This window comes from Candidatus Omnitrophota bacterium (assembly GCA_026387175.1).
Lineage (GTDB): Bacteria > Omnitrophota > Gorgyraeia > 2-01-FULL-45-10 > 2-01-FULL-45-10 > CAIMPC01.
In genome coordinates, this window is the sequence record JAPLME010000004.1 from 44,107 (window position 1) to 61,186 (window position 17,080).

At 47.5% G+C, this 17,080-nt stretch carries 19 protein-coding genes; all 19 read left to right on the plus strand.

Annotation, left to right across the window (positions count from 1 at the left end):
- The first annotated feature begins 73 nt into the window (after positions 1 to 73).
- The 19 genes from gatC to fabG all read left to right on the plus strand — a co-directional run bounded on the left by gatC (position 74) and on the right by fabG (position 17,071).
- Positions 74 to 370: an Asp-tRNA(Asn)/Glu-tRNA(Gln) amidotransferase subunit GatC gene (gene gatC, locus NTY76_01560; GenBank protein MCX5677776.1), complete on the plus strand. Its 297-nt coding sequence runs from the start codon at positions 74 to 76 to the stop codon at positions 368 to 370.
- Complete coding sequence (gene gatA, locus NTY76_01565) at positions 370 to 1,791, plus strand: Asp-tRNA(Asn)/Glu-tRNA(Gln) amidotransferase subunit GatA (GenBank protein ID MCX5677777.1); 1,422 nt, start codon at positions 370 to 372, stop codon at positions 1,789 to 1,791. Before gatC ends, gatA begins: the two co-directional genes overlap by 1 nt.
- Positions 1,788 to 3,224 carry an Asp-tRNA(Asn)/Glu-tRNA(Gln) amidotransferase subunit GatB gene (gene gatB, locus NTY76_01570; GenBank protein ID MCX5677778.1) on the plus strand — a complete coding sequence of 479 codons (1,437 nt, stop codon included), beginning with the start codon at positions 1,788 to 1,790 and terminating at the stop codon, positions 3,222 to 3,224. Before gatA ends, gatB begins: the two co-directional genes overlap by 4 nt.
- A 5-nt stretch (positions 3,225 to 3,229) precedes the next feature.
- Positions 3,230 to 4,507, plus strand: a complete 1,278-nt coding sequence (locus NTY76_01575; GenBank protein ID MCX5677779.1) for a S41 family peptidase — start codon at positions 3,230 to 3,232, stop codon at positions 4,505 to 4,507.
- The gene (locus NTY76_01580) at positions 4,504 to 5,610 is read left to right on the plus strand and encodes a divergent polysaccharide deacetylase family protein (protein MCX5677780.1); all 1,107 of its coding nucleotides are present in this window, start codon (positions 4,504 to 4,506) and stop codon (positions 5,608 to 5,610) included. Before NTY76_01575 ends, NTY76_01580 begins: the two co-directional genes overlap by 4 nt.
- Entirely contained in the window at positions 5,607 to 6,605 is a 999-nt protein-coding gene (gene tsaD, locus NTY76_01585; protein ID MCX5677781.1) for a tRNA (adenosine(37)-N6)-threonylcarbamoyltransferase complex transferase subunit TsaD, read from the plus strand. Before NTY76_01580 ends, tsaD begins: the two co-directional genes overlap by 4 nt.
- Positions 6,606 to 6,623: 18 nt before the next feature.
- On the plus strand, positions 6,624 to 7,295 hold the full coding sequence (locus NTY76_01590; GenBank protein MCX5677782.1) for an MgtC/SapB family protein: 672 nt from the start codon (positions 6,624 to 6,626) through the stop codon (positions 7,293 to 7,295).
- 13 nt (positions 7,296 to 7,308) lie between these two features.
- Entirely contained in the window at positions 7,309 to 7,707 is a 399-nt protein-coding gene (locus tag NTY76_01595; GenBank protein ID MCX5677783.1) for a helix-turn-helix domain-containing protein, read from the plus strand.
- Position 7,708: 1 nt separating this feature from the next.
- Positions 7,709 to 8,449, plus strand: a complete 741-nt coding sequence (larB, locus tag NTY76_01600; GenBank protein MCX5677784.1) for a nickel pincer cofactor biosynthesis protein LarB — start codon at positions 7,709 to 7,711, stop codon at positions 8,447 to 8,449.
- Between the two features lie 6 nt (positions 8,450 to 8,455).
- Positions 8,456 to 9,634, plus strand: a complete 1,179-nt coding sequence (gene larC / locus NTY76_01605) for a nickel pincer cofactor biosynthesis protein LarC (protein MCX5677785.1) — start codon at positions 8,456 to 8,458, stop codon at positions 9,632 to 9,634.
- Positions 9,621 to 10,613 carry a PDZ domain-containing protein gene (locus NTY76_01610; GenBank protein MCX5677786.1) on the plus strand — a complete coding sequence of 331 codons (993 nt, stop codon included), beginning with the start codon at positions 9,621 to 9,623 and terminating at the stop codon, positions 10,611 to 10,613. The genes larC and NTY76_01610 overlap by 14 nt, the downstream gene beginning before the upstream one ends.
- Positions 10,610 to 11,212 carry a methyl-accepting chemotaxis protein gene (locus tag NTY76_01615; protein ID MCX5677787.1) on the plus strand — a complete coding sequence of 201 codons (603 nt, stop codon included), beginning with the start codon at positions 10,610 to 10,612 and terminating at the stop codon, positions 11,210 to 11,212. Before NTY76_01610 ends, NTY76_01615 begins: the two co-directional genes overlap by 4 nt.
- Positions 11,213 to 11,291: 79 nt before the next feature.
- A complete protein-coding gene (locus tag NTY76_01620) occupies positions 11,292 to 12,569 on the plus strand; it encodes an outer membrane protein transport protein (GenBank protein MCX5677788.1) in 1,278 nt (425 codons plus the stop codon).
- A gap of 248 nt (positions 12,570 to 12,817) precedes the next feature.
- Positions 12,818 to 13,057, plus strand: coding sequence for a hypothetical protein (locus tag NTY76_01625; protein MCX5677789.1), 240 nt, complete (start codon positions 12,818 to 12,820; stop codon positions 13,055 to 13,057).
- A 246-nt stretch (positions 13,058 to 13,303) separates the two neighbouring features.
- A complete protein-coding gene (locus NTY76_01630; GenBank protein MCX5677790.1) occupies positions 13,304 to 13,501 on the plus strand; it encodes a helix-turn-helix domain-containing protein in 198 nt (65 codons plus the stop codon).
- 81 nt (positions 13,502 to 13,582) lie between these two features.
- Entirely contained in the window at positions 13,583 to 14,005 is a 423-nt protein-coding gene (gene fabZ / locus NTY76_01635; GenBank protein ID MCX5677791.1) for a 3-hydroxyacyl-ACP dehydratase FabZ, read from the plus strand.
- Positions 13,992 to 15,242 (plus strand): beta-ketoacyl-[acyl-carrier-protein] synthase family protein, encoded by a 1,251-nt coding sequence (locus tag NTY76_01640; protein MCX5677792.1) that lies wholly within the window; start codon positions 13,992 to 13,994, stop codon positions 15,240 to 15,242. The genes fabZ and NTY76_01640 overlap by 14 nt, the downstream gene beginning before the upstream one ends.
- 4 nt (positions 15,243 to 15,246) lie before the next feature.
- The gene (locus NTY76_01645) at positions 15,247 to 16,350 is read left to right on the plus strand and encodes an SDR family oxidoreductase (GenBank protein MCX5677793.1); all 1,104 of its coding nucleotides are present in this window, start codon (positions 15,247 to 15,249) and stop codon (positions 16,348 to 16,350) included.
- On the plus strand, positions 16,334 to 17,071 hold the full coding sequence (gene fabG / locus NTY76_01650) for a 3-oxoacyl-[acyl-carrier-protein] reductase (protein MCX5677794.1): 738 nt from the start codon (positions 16,334 to 16,336) through the stop codon (positions 17,069 to 17,071). The genes NTY76_01645 and fabG overlap by 17 nt, the downstream gene beginning before the upstream one ends.
- Positions 17,072 to 17,080: the final 9 nt, after the last annotated feature.

The following is a 17,080-nucleotide window of genomic DNA, read 5'->3' on the forward strand; positions in this document are numbered from 1 at the left end:
CCAGGGTCTAGGAGGTAGGCGAATTGACAAATAGCTACTCCTATGGTAACTTATACTGAAATAAGGATTTGTGATGAAAATAGATAAAGAGACTGTAAGGCGCGTCGCGGCTCTCTCGCGGCTGTCTTTAGCCGATGACGAGCTCCTGGCATACAGCTCCCAGCTGGCGACTATCATTGACTATATATCAAAATTAAATGAAATAGATACTAAGGATGTCCCTCCTACGAGCCATGCCTTGTCCACTCTCAAGAATGTATATCGCAAGGATCTGCTGAAACCCTCGTTAAAGACCGAAGAAGCGCTCGCGAACGCGCCTTCAAAAGACGGCGATTTTTTCAAAGTGCCTCAGGTGGTCGAGAACAAATGATGGAAAATCTACATCAATTAACCGGCCACGAAATCAGAAAACTGCGAAGCGCTCTTGAAGGCGCTAAGGTATTGGATGCCATATATAAGCGCATTGAGGCTATCGACCCAAAGATCAAAGCGTTTGCTTTTGTGAATAAGAAGGCCGGCCAGCATAATGGCGGGGGTAAATTGGCCGGCGTTCCGGTGCTGGTCAAAGATAACATCTGTGTGAAGGATGAGGCGACTACCTGTTCATCAAAGATATTGAAAGACTTCAAGCCGCCTTATGACGCTACAGTAGTCAGGAAACTTAAGGAGGAGGGGGCCTTTCTAATCGGAAAAGCCAATATGGATGAGTTCGCGTTCGGGTCATCATGCGAGACGTCCTGTTACGGGCCTACGAGGAATCCATGGGATCTCGACAGGATCCCCGGCGGATCGTCCGGTGGTTCCGCCGCGGCGGTCGCCGGCGATGAGACTATAATGGCGCTCGGCTCGGATACGGGCGGATCTATAAGGCAGCCGGCCGCGCTCTGCGGAGTGGTGGGGTTGAAACCCACATACGGCAGGGTCTCAAGGTACGGGTTGATCGCGTTCGCCTCAAGTCTCGACCAGATTGGGCCGATAACAAAGGACGTCGAGGATTCTGCGCTCCTCCTCAGCGTGATAGCCGGTTATGATGAGATGGACTCGACATCTGTGGACATTCCGGTTCCTGATTACGCCAAGTCGCTCGTCAAGGATGTCAAGGGACTGCGCATAGGCGTTCCGAAAGAATATTTTGTTAAGGGGATAGACGAAGAGGTGGAGGCCGCTGCCAGACGTTCGATCGCTGTATTCAAAGATCTCGGCGCCTCTATAGTCGACATAAGCTTGCCTCACACAGAGTACGCCGTGAGCGCATATTATATAATCGGCCCCGCGGAGGCGAGCTCGAACCTCGCGCGATTTGACGGCGCGCATTACGGCTACAGGGTGCCCGACGCTAAAGATATCATAGATATGTACACCCGGACCCGCTCGCAAGGGTTCGGCAATGAAGCGAAGCGCAGGATACTTCTCGGCACATATTGCCTTTCAGCCGGATACTATGACGCGTATTACCTGAAGGCCCTGAAGGTTCGCACGAAGATAAAAGAGGATTTCGATAACGCTTTTCAGTCCTGCGATCTGATAGTCACGCCGACATCTCCGACGCCCGCGTTCAAGATAGGGGAGAAGGCCAATGATCCGCTCGCTATGTACCTCTCGGACATATTTACGATACCGGCGAACCTTGCGGGGCTGCCGGGGATATCCATCCCATGCGGATTTTCTTCGCTCGGCCTTCCGATAGGGTTGCAGATAATGGCAAGGCCGTTCGCCGAGGAGACGATATTCAGGGCCGCTTACGCTTTTGAGCAGAGCACGGATTTCCATAAGAGAAAGCCGAAACTATGACCTATGAAACCGTGATAGGGCTTGAGGTCCACCTGCAGCTCTCGACCGTGACGAAGGCCTTCTGCGGATGTTCGACAAAGTTTGGTCAGAAGCCGAACAGCCAGACATGCCCCGTATGCCTGGGGCTTCCGGGCAGCCTGCCCGTATTGAACGAGCAGGCGTTCCTTTATGCGATCAAAGTCGCCCTCGCGCTCAATTGCAAGATCCAGAACCTGATAAAGTTTGACAGGAAAAATTATTATTATCCGGACCTTCCCAAGAACTACCAGATATCGCAATACGATATGCCCCTCTCATACGATGGTTTTGTCGATATTCCGGAGGCCGGCGCCAAGCTTCCGAAACGTATCCGTATATTGCGCGTTCATCTCGAAGAGGACGCGGGAAAGCTCATCCATTCGGAAGGAGAAGGGTACAGTCTGGTGGACCTTAACAGGACGGGCCTGCCTCTACTCGAGATAGTAACCGAACCCGATATGAATTCGCCGCAGGAAGCATATGACTATCTGACAAAATTGAAATCCATTCTCGAGTATCTGAAGGTCTCGGATTGCGATATGGAGAAGGGCTCTCTCAGATGCGACGCGAACATATCGATCCGCCCTAAAGGCGAGAGTAAGCTGGGCACCAAGGTCGAACTGAAAAATATGAATTCATTTAAAGGCGTAAAGGCCTCCCTGGAATACGAAGTTAAACGCCAGACAGCCGCTGTTACGGATGGGGAGAAGATCATACAGGAGACGAGGCTGTGGGACGCGGATAAGCTGGTAACTATCTCAATGCGTAATAAAGAAGAGGCTACTGACTACAGATATTTCCCAGAGCCGGACCTCGTGCCTTTTATTGTGGATAAATCGCTCATCCAGAAGATAAGGAGCGGCCTGCCGGAGCTTCCTGAAGCCAAGGTCAACAGGTTCATTAAAGATTTCGATCTGTCGGAATACGATTCTAATGTGCTCGCGAGCCAGTCGGAACTTGCGGAATATTTCGAGAAGTGCGCGAAGATTTATGGAAACAAGAAGGCCATAGCTAATTGGATAATGGGCGACATTATGGCCTATCTTAATACTAACGGTATCGCGCCGGCGGATCTGGGTGTATCTCCGGAAGGCCTTATAGCGCTCCTGAAGATGATAGATGAGGGCGCTGTAAGCGGTAAGATGGCAAAAGAGATATTGATCGAAGCCATTAAGACGAAGACCAGCCCCGCTGAGATAGTCGCCAAAAAAGGCCTGTCGCAAATAAGTGATTCCGGCAAACTCGAAGAGGTAGTGGCGCTGACTATCTCCAGAAATGAGAAATCGGTGAATGATTATAAACTCGGGAAGAAGAACGCTCTCGGATATTTGGTGGGCCAGATAATGAAAGAGACCAAGGGCGCGGCCAATCCTGAAATGGTCAATCGGATATTGAAGAAGAAGCTGGGAGAATAAAGATAATGAGAAGATGGCTGGGCGTTTTAGCTGTTCTTGCAGTATTTATTTTCGGCGTCGCGCTCGCCTCCGGTGTGGGTGAAAAAGCCGCTGAAAAGAGCAAATCTAAGGAAAATCTGTACGACCAGCTCGAGCTCTTCGCGGACGCGGTGAGCATACTAAGAAACGAGTATGTGGACGAAGTCGATTCGAAGAAGCTCATATACGGCGCGATGCAGGGCATGCTCGGGTCCCTCGATGACTACAGCCAGTTCATGGATCCGGATGAATATAACGAGATAAAGATCGAGACAAAGGGCGAGTTCGGCGGCATTGGCATAGAGATAACCCTGAAGGACGGCGTACTTACGGTCATAACGCCGATGGTCGGCACTCCCGCGGACTTAGGCGGAGTGAAAGCCGGCGATAAGATCGTCAAGATAGACGGTAAGGTCACGAAGAACATAACTCTTAATGAGGCGGTGAAGCAGATGAGGGGTAAGCCCGGCAGTACCGTGACGCTGACGGTATGGCGCGAAGGTCTGCCCAATATCCTCGATATTCCGATAAAGCGGGACATGATAAAGGTTCACAGCATAAAGAGGGCCGATATGATCGAGGATAATATCGGGTACATAAAATTAGTTGAGTTCCAGGAAAACACTCCCCGCGATCTGGATGACGCCCTGAAGAAGCTGAAGGCCGATGGTATGGATTCGCTGATACTCGATCTCAGAAACAACCCCGGTGGGCTCCTGGACGGCGCGGTAGACGTGTCGGAGAGATTTTTATCAAAAGATAAAGCCATAGTATCGATAAAATCCAGGACCCAGAGCCAGAATGCGTCGTTCAAGTCCAGCGGCAAGACCGCGCATACGGATTTCCCGCTCATAGTGATGGTGAACGAAGGTTCGGCAAGCGCCTCGGAGATAGTGGCCGGCGCCGTGAAGGACAATAAGCGCGGGATAGTCCTTGGCATGAAGACGTTCGGCAAGGCATCGGTCCAGACGGTCATACCGTTAAAAGACGGGTCCGCTCTCAGATTCACCACCGCGTATTATCTTACGCCGAGCGGTAAGCTGATAAAGAACGAAGGCATTATGCCCGATGTGACCGTCGAAAGAACGGACCATTCCCGCAAGAAGAAGGACCACAGCGCGGATATATTCGAAAACCTGGAAGAAGGGAAAGACCTGACGGGCGCGAAAGAGAAACCCGAACTCGAAAAAGATAATCAGCTGGATGCGGCTGTAAATTTAATGAAAGCCATAAAGATCTATAAACGGATGGAAGTTAATAAATGAAATCAAAATCTGTAACTATTTTATTCCTGGCGGTTATTCTGGTCACGGGGTTCTTCTATTGGCGGGCCAATTACGGCAAGGTCGATAAGTCCGCCGCGCTTAAAAAAGTCCTCTCGCCGGTATTTTTAAAGTTCGGCCTTACCGATGACAAGCTTGTCAAGAAGGCCGTGGAAGAGAATAAGCTGGGTGGGGCCAGGTATATAAGCACATACATAGAATATGAGGTGCCGAAGTCATTCGCGTGGAGAAACTTTGACCCGGCTTTAAGGGCGGCGCTGAAGCGTACGGGATTTATTGTCTTCGATGTCGAACAGACGTTTGAGAAGGATAAGGAATGTTACGCGGTCATTATAAATTACGGAAAGTTCGATGTGCTCACATTGAAGATAAACCGCAGAGGAAGGCCCGTAGCTATTCCGGTGACCGAGAAAGTATATGCTAAACCAAAGGTCGCGATAGTGGTGGATGACTTTGGTTACAGCAAGAACAACCTGGACGCGTTTTTAGGATTGAAGCAGCCCATCACATTATCGATCCTTCCGGAACAGCGTTATACCCGTGAGGTCGCGCTACAGGCCAGGGCCCACGGATTCGAGACGATACTTCACCTTCCCCTCGAACCCGGTAGGGATGATGTGGGGCAGGAGGTCGATACTATAAAGACCAACATGGGCGAAAAAGAGATAGCGTTAATACTTAAAAAAGAGATAGCTCTGGTGCCGGGGATAGACGGGGTGTCCAATCATATGGGATCGAAGGCCACCGCGGACAGGGCGACGATGACCTCGATAATAAAACATCTGAAATCCGAAAGCCTGTACTATTTCGACAGCCTTACCTCGAGCAAATCTGTTTGCGTCGATGTGGCAAGATCGCTTGGCGTCAAATGCGCGAAGCGCGACCTATTTTTAGATAACTCAAACAATACCGCCGCGATCGAAAAACAATTAGCGGATCTCGAGGCTCTGGCGTTTAAACGCGGCGAAGCGATCGCCATATGTCATGATCGTAAGAATACCGCCGCGGTATTGATTAAAGAGCTGCCCAGGATGGCCAAGGACGGGATCGAGTTCGTGCGGCTTTCCGAGCTGGTGAAGAAATGATCACGCTGGGCATTGAGACCTCATGCGACGAGACGAGCGTCTCTGTTACCAGCTCCAGGACCGTGCTTTCTAATGTGGTAACGTCCAGCGTCCATCTTCATAAAAAATACGGCGGCGTGGTGCCGGAGATAGCGTCCCGTTACCATGTGGAATATATAGCGGAGGTTCTTTCTAAGGCGCTGGAGCGGTCCGGGAGAAAATTAAAGGATGTGGACCTGGTGGCGGTCACAAACGGCCCCGGCCTTGTAGGCGCGCTTCTGACAGGTATTTCGCTGGCGAAGGCGCTGAGTTATGCCATGGATGTGCCGATCATAGGCGTAAACCACATACTCGCGCACCTCTATAGCTCATTTTTAACCGAGGAAGGCCTGTCGTTCCCGTTCGTCGGCCTCGTGGTATCCGGCGGGCATACGGCGCTATTCTATTGCAAGGATATAAATGACCAGGAAGTGCTGGGGCAGACACAGGACGACGCCGTAGGAGAGGCGTATGATAAGGTGGCTAAGCTTCTGGGCCTGGGATATCCGGGCGGGCCGATAATAGAGAAGATGGCCGCGCGCGCCACCGGAAAGAATAAGATAACGTTTCCCAGGAGCTATCTTGGCAAGGATTCGCTGGACTTCAGCTTCAGCGGCGTAAAGACAGCGGTACTATATTATATGCAGAAGGTAAAGAATCCGGACGCTGTCCTTATCAGCGATGTCTGTTATGCTTTTCAGGAAGCGGCGCTCGATGTGCTGGTCGAGAAGGCGTGCCTTGCCTGCGATATGAAAAAGGCGAAGAGGATAGTAATAGGGGGAGGCGTGGCGGCCAACTCCGGACTCAGGCGGAAGCTCTTGAGTCGCTCGGCGCTCTCCGGGATCAAAGCCTATTTTCCCGAGATGAAATATTGCATGGATAACGCGGCAATGGTCGGAGCGCTGGGAGAAGCGCTCTATAAAAAGGGATGCAGGTCCGATATGTATTTAACTGCGGAACCGAATTTGAGGGCTTAACTCACACGGAGGATCTTTATGGTAAATGACTGGATGATAATATGGAGGCTTATACTGGCGGCGGTACTGAGCGGAGCGATAGGTTTTGAACGTGAGTTTCACGGACGCTCGGCCGGATTCAGGACGCACATCCTGCTCTGCATAGGCTCGACGCTCATAATGCTTACATCGATGCACATGTTCGATCTATATGCCGGGAAGGTGGTCGTGGACCCGGGCAGGATAGCGGCAGGCGTTATCACCGGCATAGGATTCCTGGGGGCCGGCACGATAATGCATTTTAAGTCGTCTATAAGGGGTCTCACCACCGCGGCGAGCCTATGGGTGGTGGCGGGCATAGGCCTTGCGGTAGGGTCGGGGCTTTATTTTGGGGCGATCATCACTACAGCTATTACGATGGTGGCCCTGATGATATTCGCGAAATTAGAGCATGCCATGATAAGAAAAGACTGGTATAAGACCATAATAGTAGAGGCGAAAGAAGGCGTTGACCAGTTAAGGTCCGTGCGTGGTATACTGGAAGAGTGGCATGCGGAGATAACCGATTTCGAGATCGATCACGCGAAAGAGAGCGGTAATATGCTGCTCAAGCTAGGGCTGAAGTTAAAGTCGCCGAAACACGCCGACCGCTTAGTGGAGGACATAGGTTCTATCAAAGGCATAAATAGCGTAAAGTGGGATTGGGAATAAGAGGATAATTTAAATGTCCGAAAAATTATTATCGATAAAAGAAGTCGCGGATCATCTGAAGATATCGGAAGAGGAAGTGAAGCGGCTCGTGGACATAGGCGAGATCCCGGCTTATAAGATAGGCGGGACATTCCTGCGGTTCAGGAAAGAGCATATAGACGCTATAAAAGACGAGATAGAGGCGGTGGAATGGATGTTCCCTGAGCATGCCGCTCCGGTCCTCGACGAGCATGGTAAGCCTACGCATCATTTGACGGAGCTTGAGGTAGAGATAAAGGCCCGCGAGCCCGCCGTAAGGCAGTACGATTATTCGCCGATCGAGAGGATAAAGGATTTTATCTATTTTTACGATTTTTATATATTATCGATTATCGTGATAAGCGTATTGTTATTTTTGATATTTAAAAAATAAAATGTCCGAAAAAACAGCTAAAATATTAAAAGGCGTCCGCCATGGACGAATATCCGTCCATAAGGCGCTCTTATCGCTAAGGGATATGCCTTACAAGGATATCGGGTTCGCGAAGATCGACAGTCACAGGACCCTGAGGCGCGGTTTTCCGGAAGTGGTGTTTGGTAAAGGTAAGACCGTAGATCAGATAGTCGAAATATCAAAACGAATAATAGCCCATGACGGCATACTTCTTGTGACCCGCGCCCCGAAGGCAGCTTATCTGAAGCTTAGGCGGGCCTATCCAAAAGTTAAGTATGACGAGAGGGCCTCCTGCTTAAGTTACAGAGAAGATCGTCCCATTCCGAAGAAAGGCCCGGTCCTGGTGATAACAGCGGGCACGGCCGATCTGCCTGTCGCGGAAGAGGCGCGCATAACTCTGGAGTTAATGGGAAACTCGGTCGAGATATTATGCGATGTCGGAGTCGCGGGAATACACAGGATACTCGATAAAAGGCACATTCTGGATAAGGCGAATGTCATAATAGTGATAGCGGGTATGGAGGGGGCGCTTGCGAGCGTAGTCAGCGGGCTAGTATCGAAGCCGGTGATAGCTGTTCCCACGAGCGTCGGCTACGGCGCAAGTTTCGAAGGGATAGCCCCGCTCCTTACGATGATGAATTCATGCTCGCCCGGAGTTTCGGTAGTCAATATCGATAACGGTTTCGGCGCGGGATATTTCGCATCCCTTATAAACAGATAGGATGCCATGAAGATAGCGTATTTAGATTGTTTCAGCGGTATCAGCGGAGATATGACGATAGCCGCGTTTTTAGACGCGGGCTTAAAACTACCCGTATTATCGGACGAGCTGAGTAAATTGAAGATAAAAGGCTATCGGCTTAAAGCCGGCAAGGTTAAGCGCGGAGCGATAGTCGGAACTAAATTTGATTGTATTGTCACAAAAGATTACAGCGGCCACAGGTCGTTAAAAAGCATAATCTCGATTATAGATAAGAGTTCGTTAAACCCCCGGATTAAAGCCATCTCTAAAGAGATGTTCAAAAATATAGGAAAGGCCGAAGCGAAGATACACGGGTCCGGAAAGAACGAAACTGTCTGGCTCCATGAGCTCGGCGACATAGATTCCATAATAGATATCGTGGGCATCGCGATCGCGGTAGATTCGCTCGGCATCGACGAGGTTTACGCCTCGCGCGTAAATATGGGCAGGACATTCGTAAATACGGCCCACGGGACCCTTCCGATACCGGCCCCCGCGGCGCTTGAGTTATTGAAGGGGGTGCCCACAAATATTCTGGACGTAGAAGCGGAACTTGTCACTCCTACCGGCGCAGGTTTATTAAAGACGCTTTCGAAAGGCTTCGGCGCGATGCCGTCGATGAAAATATCCGATATAGGCTACGGAGCGGGAACCAAAATAATTAAAGAGATGCCTAATATGCTGCGTCTTATCATAGGGACGACGAGCGTGCCCTCGCCTAAAGAGGACAAGGTCCTGGTGGTCGAGACGAACATCGACGATATGAACCCGCAGTATTTCGAATATATTTTCGAGAGGCTGTTTTCCGCCGGAGCCCTCGACGTATATTCCACTCATATTCAGATGAAGAAGACGAGGCCTGCCTACAAGCTTACGGTGATATGCGAGCCGAAAGATCTGGATAAGATATCGTCGATAATATTCAGCGAAACCACGACGATCGGTATCAGGTTTTATGAGACGCTCAGGATTAAGCTCGAAAGAAGGACAGTGAAGGCGAAGACGAAATATGGTAATATCCGGGTAAAGGTTAGCGCGCGCCCCGGTGAAATATTAACGGCTACGCCTGAATACGATGATTGCCGTAAGGCCGCGCGCTCTAAGAAAGTACCGCTAAGAGAGGTTTCCGACAGGGCAAGGGAGGCCGCGTATGAAAACAGTTAAATCCGTTATTTTAATTTTAATATCCGCCGCTTGCGCGATTATTTACGCCGCTGACGCGCCTGCGGATACAATTATCACTAATGACGGGAAAGAGATCAAGGGTATAGTAGTCGAAGATTACAGGGACAGGGTGATATTCTCCACGGCAGACGGCGAGATCACAGTGATGAAGTCCGACATGCGGGAGCTTTCGTTTGACAGCGATGAGGACAATCTGATAAAACTCGCTGAGCAAACCCTGGAGCGGCGCGACTATTCCCGTGCCATGAGTTATTATGATATGGCGCTAAAAGCGAACCCTGATTCCTCGGCGGTAAAACAGGGTATGGCATACTTACGCGGCAGTTTTTTTAGAAAAGAAGAATCTTTGAAAGCAGCTGATATAAAGAGACAGCAGGATATAGAGCTTTACGGCGGCCAGGCTCCGGAGGCCCAGAAATCCGACGAGACCGGCGATATGACCAGGATGCTGGAAAAGTTGACCGGAATGAGGATCGCGGTAGTGGATAATATGCCAAAGATAGAGGCCCTCAGGTCACCTTCGCCGGCATATGAGGCGGGATTGAGGAGGGGGGATATCCTGGTTTCGGTATGGGGCAAGCTTACCGGCTATCTGTCACTTAAAGAGATACTGGACCTACTCATCAATAAATCGGCCATAGAGATAAGATGCACAATAGAGCGCGAATCCGATGTAGAGATTAATCCGAATAAGACTATCATCTCAGGGATCGAAGACCTCATAGGAGCTTCATTTGCCATGGAGATAGACGGTCTTACGGTATCGGCTGTTAAGGAATCAGGATATGCCGCCCAAGCCGGCCTGCAGAAGGAAGATCTCATAATGGCCATTGACGGCAAACAGACCAGGTATATGCCGCTTAAAAAAGCGGTCGAGCTGATAAGGAATTTAAAGGAAGGGGCAGTTAAACTGGTTATTAGAAGAAAGACCATAATCTGGAGGACTAACGAGCGATGACGCAATTTTCGAAACCTAAGTTCAAGAGGACGAAATACCTTGTTTCAACGAAGCTTCAGCTGAGGTACGTCGGAATAATATTATTGCTGATGCTTGTGACGGCCCTGATATGCTCGTATATCATATATTACACGGTTATGATACTGATGGGCGAGAAGTTATCCAATGTTTATCCTCAGGGGCGCCTTATAGCGATCATCAATACCGTAAACTTGCGGATATTATTCAGCTTACTCTTAATTACGCCTGTGGTCGCGGTAATCGGCATATTTCTATCGCATAAGATAGCGGGACCTATATACAGGATAGAAAAATTCCTCGGCGACATGGCCACAGGAAATTTCGCGGCTCGTATCGTCCTGAGAAAAGGCGACGAGCTTATGTCGGTGGCCGATAAGATAAACGTATTGAATGACAGCTTAAAGACTACCATCGGCAGCCAGAAGTCCAGCATGGGAAGGATAGTTGCCGAACTCGATGAACTTAAAAAGATGATTAGCTCAAAACCCGGCGATGTCTTATCGCTGGATAAGAATGTAGAAAGGCTGCAGGGCGAGATTAGGAATTTAGAGGCGCAGCTCGGAAAATATAAAGTTTAATTCGAATATCTATTTCCTAACACTTGACAATCGCGGATTATCGGGTATACTTACCTCGATTTACTAAAAAAGGAGAGGTATGACTAAAAAGCTTGACGCAATTATTTTTATTTTAATCGTAACAGTCGCGATGTGCGTGGTTTCGAGCGATTACGCTTATGCCGGTAACGCTTCACGTATGCTGGGATTTAGCGCGAGAGATGAAGCAATGGCCGGCGCTACCACTGCTTCCTCGGAGGATACATCATGCTTGGTGAGAAACCCCGCCGGACTTGTAAGGATAGGAAATAGGATCGACGCTTCGTATGAAAATCTTCTTTTTCACGATGTAACGTTGAATACCACGGGGACCTCTCTTATACCAGGAGTGCCTTTTACAAACGCGGGTTTAACCCAGACCAGTAATATAAATTACATCCCCGGAGGTAACGCAGGTGTTAGTTATCGCATACCGGGAACTGACAAATACCCGATATCTGTCGGTATGGGAGCATTTACAATAGGCGGGATGGCAGGTAACTACGCAAGTTCCAGGCTCAATACCGCATTATTGGCTAACGGGGGCAATTACGACAAGATGGTAGATTTAAGGACCATGAGATTTGCGCCGGGCATAGCGGCCGCATTTAACGATAAACTCTCTTTTGGTATGACAGCCAACATAGATCTTCAGGCATTACGCACCAATTTAGCTCACAGCATTACTCCTGCCGGGCTTACGCTTTTTTCAGAAACAGCGGGCGGAGGAAAATGGGATTTTACAGTTGGCGGAGGTTTCACCGCAGGCCTCCTATACGAGATTAATGATATGGTAAGCCTGGGAGCTTCCTACGAAAGCCACAACTGGCAGCAGGACCATTATAAATACAAAGATGTTCTGCCATATATAGATGAGCCGCCTATAATAAACTTGGGAGTATCTTTTAAGCCTATAAAGGATTTAGAGCTTACGTATGATACCCGCTATATTAACTGGACAGATGTGAAGCTTGCGAGGCTTGCTCCCAGACAAGGCGGTTTTGGGTGGAGGGACCAGTGGGTATTTGCTGTTGGTTCCGAATACACTACCTTTAAAGATAAGTTAAAACTCCGGCTTGGCTATAATTATGGAAGATCTCCTATTCAGCCGAATGTAGTCTTTGCCAATGCTCTTATGCCGGTAATTGTAGAGCACCATCTTACTACAGGCTTTTCATATTTTATCACGAAAGCCCTGTCTTTAGACTTTGCGTGGGAGCATCATTTTAGAAATACGATGGTGGACGATGGTGGCGATAGCGCGGATCTTATCGGCACAGGCACACAGGTTACAGGGGCATTGGATGTGCTAAGCATCGGATTAGGATATAAGTTTTAGATAACAGATCAGTTGTCAGGATTGTTTTCGAAATAGGGGAGACATAAAACCTCCCCTATTTTTTCTGCATACTGTTAATCCATTAAATATTAAGATATCATCTATTGACAATCTAAAAAGTGTAGTGTATACTTTATGTAATAATAAAAGAAAGTTAGATAAAACTTAATAGCTCATCATTTTTATAGTGGTGGGCTATAATTGTCTCTGGCAAAATATAGATCTTTAATAAGAGGGAGGTGGTATGTGTGAGAGTGCTAGTGCTTCTTTCGAGTAATCCGGGAGATGGATTTTTGGTGAAGCTTCATACTGAAGAACTTGTGCGCGAGATTAAGAACCTTATCAGCAAGCGCAGTAATTCGAAAGCCATGGTAACAGCCCTTACTAAGGGGCGGATCGAGAGGGAGGTTGGGCACCACGATTCAAATGCTGTCGATGCCGAACTTGTTCTGACCCAAGATAGGGTTTGCTGGAATCCGGCTAAATAATCTTAAGCGATTTCAGAAAAATGCGTAAAATATTTAATTATTCCTATTTCTGCAACACATCCAATTCCAATAAGTTATATCAATTTTTCCAAGTATTTAATTCCTAACTCTTGACAACCCCTAATTATCGTGTATACTTTGCAGCACATTAGCGAAGTGTATGTGCCCTTATATAAAGCTATGTAAGGGCACAATAGTCTATACCAAAATAGTATAAACTATATAAATCAGAAGGTGGTGTTAGTTATGGCAGATGATACCGTCTTCACTGTGCAGGAATTATCCACTTACCTAAGGATGAAACCGGTAACTATTTACAAGCACGCAAAGGCTGGTAAATTGCCCGCATTCAAGGTTGGTGCGAGCTGGCGGTTTAAGAAATCGACTATAGACCGCTGGATTTCTAATCAGGAAGACAAAGAAAATAACGGCGGTTCAAATTAGCGCCTGACTGTAATAATTAATAGTCAGGCGTTTTTATTTTAACTAATAATGTCTATAAAAAAGATATGAGAGAAATATAGTATGCTTAATATAGAAGAGATAAAGAGTCTTATACCGCAAAGATACCCTTTTCTTATGATAGATAGGGTAATTGATATTAAATATGGGGAATATATAAAGGCTTATAAGAATATAAGCATGAATGAAGAGTATTTTAAGGGACATTTTCCTGATTCCGCGATCTTCCCCGGCGTCCTTACCACTGAGGCTATGGCCCAGGCCGTATGTGTACTGGTGAAGAAGAGCATTAAGGATTTTACCCCTACGCAGTTTTATATCACTAATATGAAGATACGCTTTCTAAAGGCTATAGTGCCGGGGGACAGGCTTTATATTACCGCAAAAGTCGTCAAGATGGCGCAGATAGGCGGCATATTTGAGACGGAGGCTACCGTAGAGAATGACATTGTGGCCAAGGGAGAGATGACCTTTGCCTGCAAATAAGAGAGTGGTTGTTACGGGAATAGGTATCATATCTTCAATAGGTACCGGCAAGGACGTGTTCTGGCAATCGCTAAGGGCCGGTAAGTCCGGAATAAGGCCGATCACATTATTCGATACCTCGACAACCAGAGCCAAAACAGCCGGAGAGATAACCGATTTCAAAGCGGAGAGTTTCTTGGGCGAAAGAGGATTAAGGACATTCGACAGGGTTACAAAACTGGTCCTGTCAGCGGCAAAGCTTGCGCTTGACGATACTGGTTTTAAATATCCGCTGGATGAGGATCTGTCGGTAAGGACAGGCGTATCTCTCGGGTCCACTCTCGGCAGTGTATGGTCCATAAGCGAATTTGATAAACAGGGATTAAGGGAAGGGCCAAGCACGGTGAATCCTGCGTTATTTCCAAATACTGTTATAAATGCCCCCGCAAGCCAGATATCTATTAAATATAATATAAAAGGCTTTAATACCACTATATCGACAGGATTTGCCTCAAGCTTAGACGCAATTGATTACGCGGCTAATTTCATTAAGTTATATGACTATGACGTTGTCCTGGCGGGCGGGGTTGAAGAATTGTGTTTGCAGACATTCCTTGGGTTTCATAAGATAGGCCATCTGGCCGGCTCAAGAGAAGGTAAGGCGGAAGTGAATTGTCCTTTCGATAAGAGACGAAACGGCATAATCCTCGGAGAAGGCGCCTGTATATTTATACTGGAGGAGATGGAGCATGCCAGGAAAAGAGGCGCCAATATTTATGCCGAGATTTTAGGATACGGCGCGAGTTTTGATCCTAAGAGTAAGAATGTATACAGCCCTAAGGCTGATGGCGCGACAAGGGCGATAAAGCTTGCGCTGGAGGAATCCGGCACCGCGCCCGATGAGATCGATTATATATCGGCATGCGCTAACTCTACACTCGATTGCGATGTGATGGAGACGCGCGCGGTCAATCGTGTCTTTAGCGATAATGCGAAGAAGATACCGGTAAGCTCTATTAAATCCATGATAGGCGACACCTTCAGCGCGAGCGGCGCGATGAACGTCGCCGCTTCGATAGGCGCGATAAAAGAAAACTTCATACCGCCCACGATCAATTACGAGGTAAAGGATATACGATGTGACTTGGACTACGTGCCGAATAACTCTAGAGACAAAAAAGTAGCGAAAGTCCTGATAAACTCATTTACGCCCACGGGCGCGAACTCGAGCCTGGTAGTGGGAAAGGTCGCGGGATAGAGACATGAGAAATGTTTTCATCACAGGCGCGACGGGATTTTTGGGTAGCTACTTATTGAAACGTATACTGGATGACGGTGATACGCGGCCGATTGTTCTGGCGAGGGGCAAAAAGACAGGATCGGCAGCCGAGAGAGTTAAAAATATAGCGAAATATTTTTACGGTGGCAATTACGCTACGGCACTTAAAAGGATCAGGGTGGTAGAGGGCGAGGTAGATAAAGAATTTCTCGGTATAGATAATGCGATTAGGAAGCCTCTCATTAAAGAGGTAGATGAGATTTATCATTCAGCGGCTATAGCCGAGTTTCGCATACCGCTCGATAGGATACGAAGATCAAATGTTATCGGCACTGAAAATGTCCTTAAATTCGCGATGGAATGTAAGGCTTCCGGCCATATGAAAAAACTGAATCATATAAGCACAACGTTTGTTGCCGGCAAAAAAAGCGGCGTATTTTATGAAAAGGATCTTGATGTTGGGCAGAAATTCAATAATACATACGAGCAGAGTAAATTTGAGGCGGAAATCCTGGTGCATAAGTATATGAAAAAAGGACTTACCGCGGCCATATTCCGGCCCAGCATACTAACCGGCGATTACGTTGCAGGGAGAACTTCAAATTTTAAAATGCTTTATCAACCTCTGCGGTTCTTTGTTAGAGAGCTTTTTGATGCTATTCCGGCTGATAGATCGACGTGTTTTAATATGATACCCGTAGATTTTACGGCGGAAGCTATTTGCGCTATCACCAAAGAGAATGAGTCCATAGGCGGAACGTATCACATAGCGAATACGCGTATAATGCCATTGGGCAGCTTTATTGATGTAGCCAGTGATTTCTTTGGTTTTAAAAAGCCGGAATTCGTTCCCTTAAAAGACTTTAGCATGAATACGCTTACGACAGTTCAGAAAAACCTTATAGAGCCATATATTCCGTATTTTAATTACAAGACTATATTTGATTCAGTAAATACGATGGATATGCTAGAAGAAAAGGGCTTTCAGTGTCCGATTGTTGATACAGATTTTCTGGTTAAGCTATTTAAGTTTTGCGATGAGACTGGATTTATGAAAAGAAAGAAGCGATATGTTACTGCAGGGTAAAGTCGTAATAGTTACGGGCGGCACCCGCGGTATTGGCAGGGCTACTGTTTTTGAGTTCATCCAAAGTGGGGCCAAAGTGGTTTTTACATATTTAAAGAGTGATGAATCAGCCGGAATAATATTGGATGAGATAAAGGAGATGGGTGGTGAGGCTGTGGCATTAAAGGCTGATACTCGCGATTACAAAGAAGCGAAAAGGGTTATTGAGGAAACAATTAATAAGTTTGGCACGGTCGATATCCTGGTCAACAACGCGGGGATAATTAAAGATAAAGCGCTTATGATGATGGATCCTACAGAATGGCAAGAGGTTATCGACACTAATCTTACCGGTTATTTTAATATGGCAAAGGCATGCATCGTCACTATGCTGAAGCAGAAAAGCGGTAACATTGTAAACATATCTTCTATCGCCGGTGTTGTGGGCACGCCGCGCCAGGTAAATTATTCGAGTGCTAAGGCCGGTATAATAGGTCTCACGAAGTCACTTGCAAAGGAAGTGGGCCCGTATAATATCAGGGTAAACGCTGTGGCGCCCGGCTATATCGAGACAGACATGACTAAAGATTTGAAGCAGAAAGAGAATCTTTTGAAGATGATACCCTCCGCAAGGTTCGGAAGGCCGGAAGATGTCGCAAAAGTTGTTTTATTTTTAGCAAGCAGCAAGGCAGGTTATATAACCGGACAAGTTATTAAAGTTGATGGCGGTTTAGCAATCTAATTTTAAATT

Coding starts and splice junctions, on each gene's coding strand:
- NTY76_01645 (MCX5677793.1), top strand. CDS start 15,247: ATGAGAAATGTTTTCATCACAGGCGCGACGGGATTTTTGGGTAGCTAC.
- NTY76_01610 (MCX5677786.1), top strand. CDS start 9,621: ATGAAAACAGTTAAATCCGTTATTTTAATTTTAATATCCGCCGCTTGC.
- NTY76_01620 (MCX5677788.1), top strand. CDS start 11,292: ATGACTAAAAAGCTTGACGCAATTATTTTTATTTTAATCGTAACAGTC.
- NTY76_01575 (MCX5677779.1), top strand. CDS start 3,230: ATGAGAAGATGGCTGGGCGTTTTAGCTGTTCTTGCAGTATTTATTTTC.
- larB (MCX5677784.1), top strand. CDS start 7,709: ATGTCCGAAAAAACAGCTAAAATATTAAAAGGCGTCCGCCATGGACGA.
- gatA (MCX5677777.1), top strand. CDS start 370: ATGGAAAATCTACATCAATTAACCGGCCACGAAATCAGAAAACTGCGA.
- NTY76_01595 (MCX5677783.1), top strand. CDS start 7,309: ATGTCCGAAAAATTATTATCGATAAAAGAAGTCGCGGATCATCTGAAG.
- fabG (MCX5677794.1), top strand. CDS start 16,334: ATGTTACTGCAGGGTAAAGTCGTAATAGTTACGGGCGGCACCCGCGGT.
- gatC (MCX5677776.1), top strand. CDS start 74: ATGAAAATAGATAAAGAGACTGTAAGGCGCGTCGCGGCTCTCTCGCGG.
- larC (MCX5677785.1), top strand. CDS start 8,456: ATGAAGATAGCGTATTTAGATTGTTTCAGCGGTATCAGCGGAGATATG.
- NTY76_01615 (MCX5677787.1), top strand. CDS start 10,610: ATGACGCAATTTTCGAAACCTAAGTTCAAGAGGACGAAATACCTTGTT.
- NTY76_01630 (MCX5677790.1), top strand. CDS start 13,304: ATGGCAGATGATACCGTCTTCACTGTGCAGGAATTATCCACTTACCTA.
- fabZ (MCX5677791.1), top strand. CDS start 13,583: ATGCTTAATATAGAAGAGATAAAGAGTCTTATACCGCAAAGATACCCT.
- gatB (MCX5677778.1), top strand. CDS start 1,788: ATGACCTATGAAACCGTGATAGGGCTTGAGGTCCACCTGCAGCTCTCG.
- tsaD (MCX5677781.1), top strand. CDS start 5,607: ATGATCACGCTGGGCATTGAGACCTCATGCGACGAGACGAGCGTCTCT.
- NTY76_01590 (MCX5677782.1), top strand. CDS start 6,624: ATGGTAAATGACTGGATGATAATATGGAGGCTTATACTGGCGGCGGTA.
- NTY76_01580 (MCX5677780.1), top strand. CDS start 4,504: ATGAAATCAAAATCTGTAACTATTTTATTCCTGGCGGTTATTCTGGTC.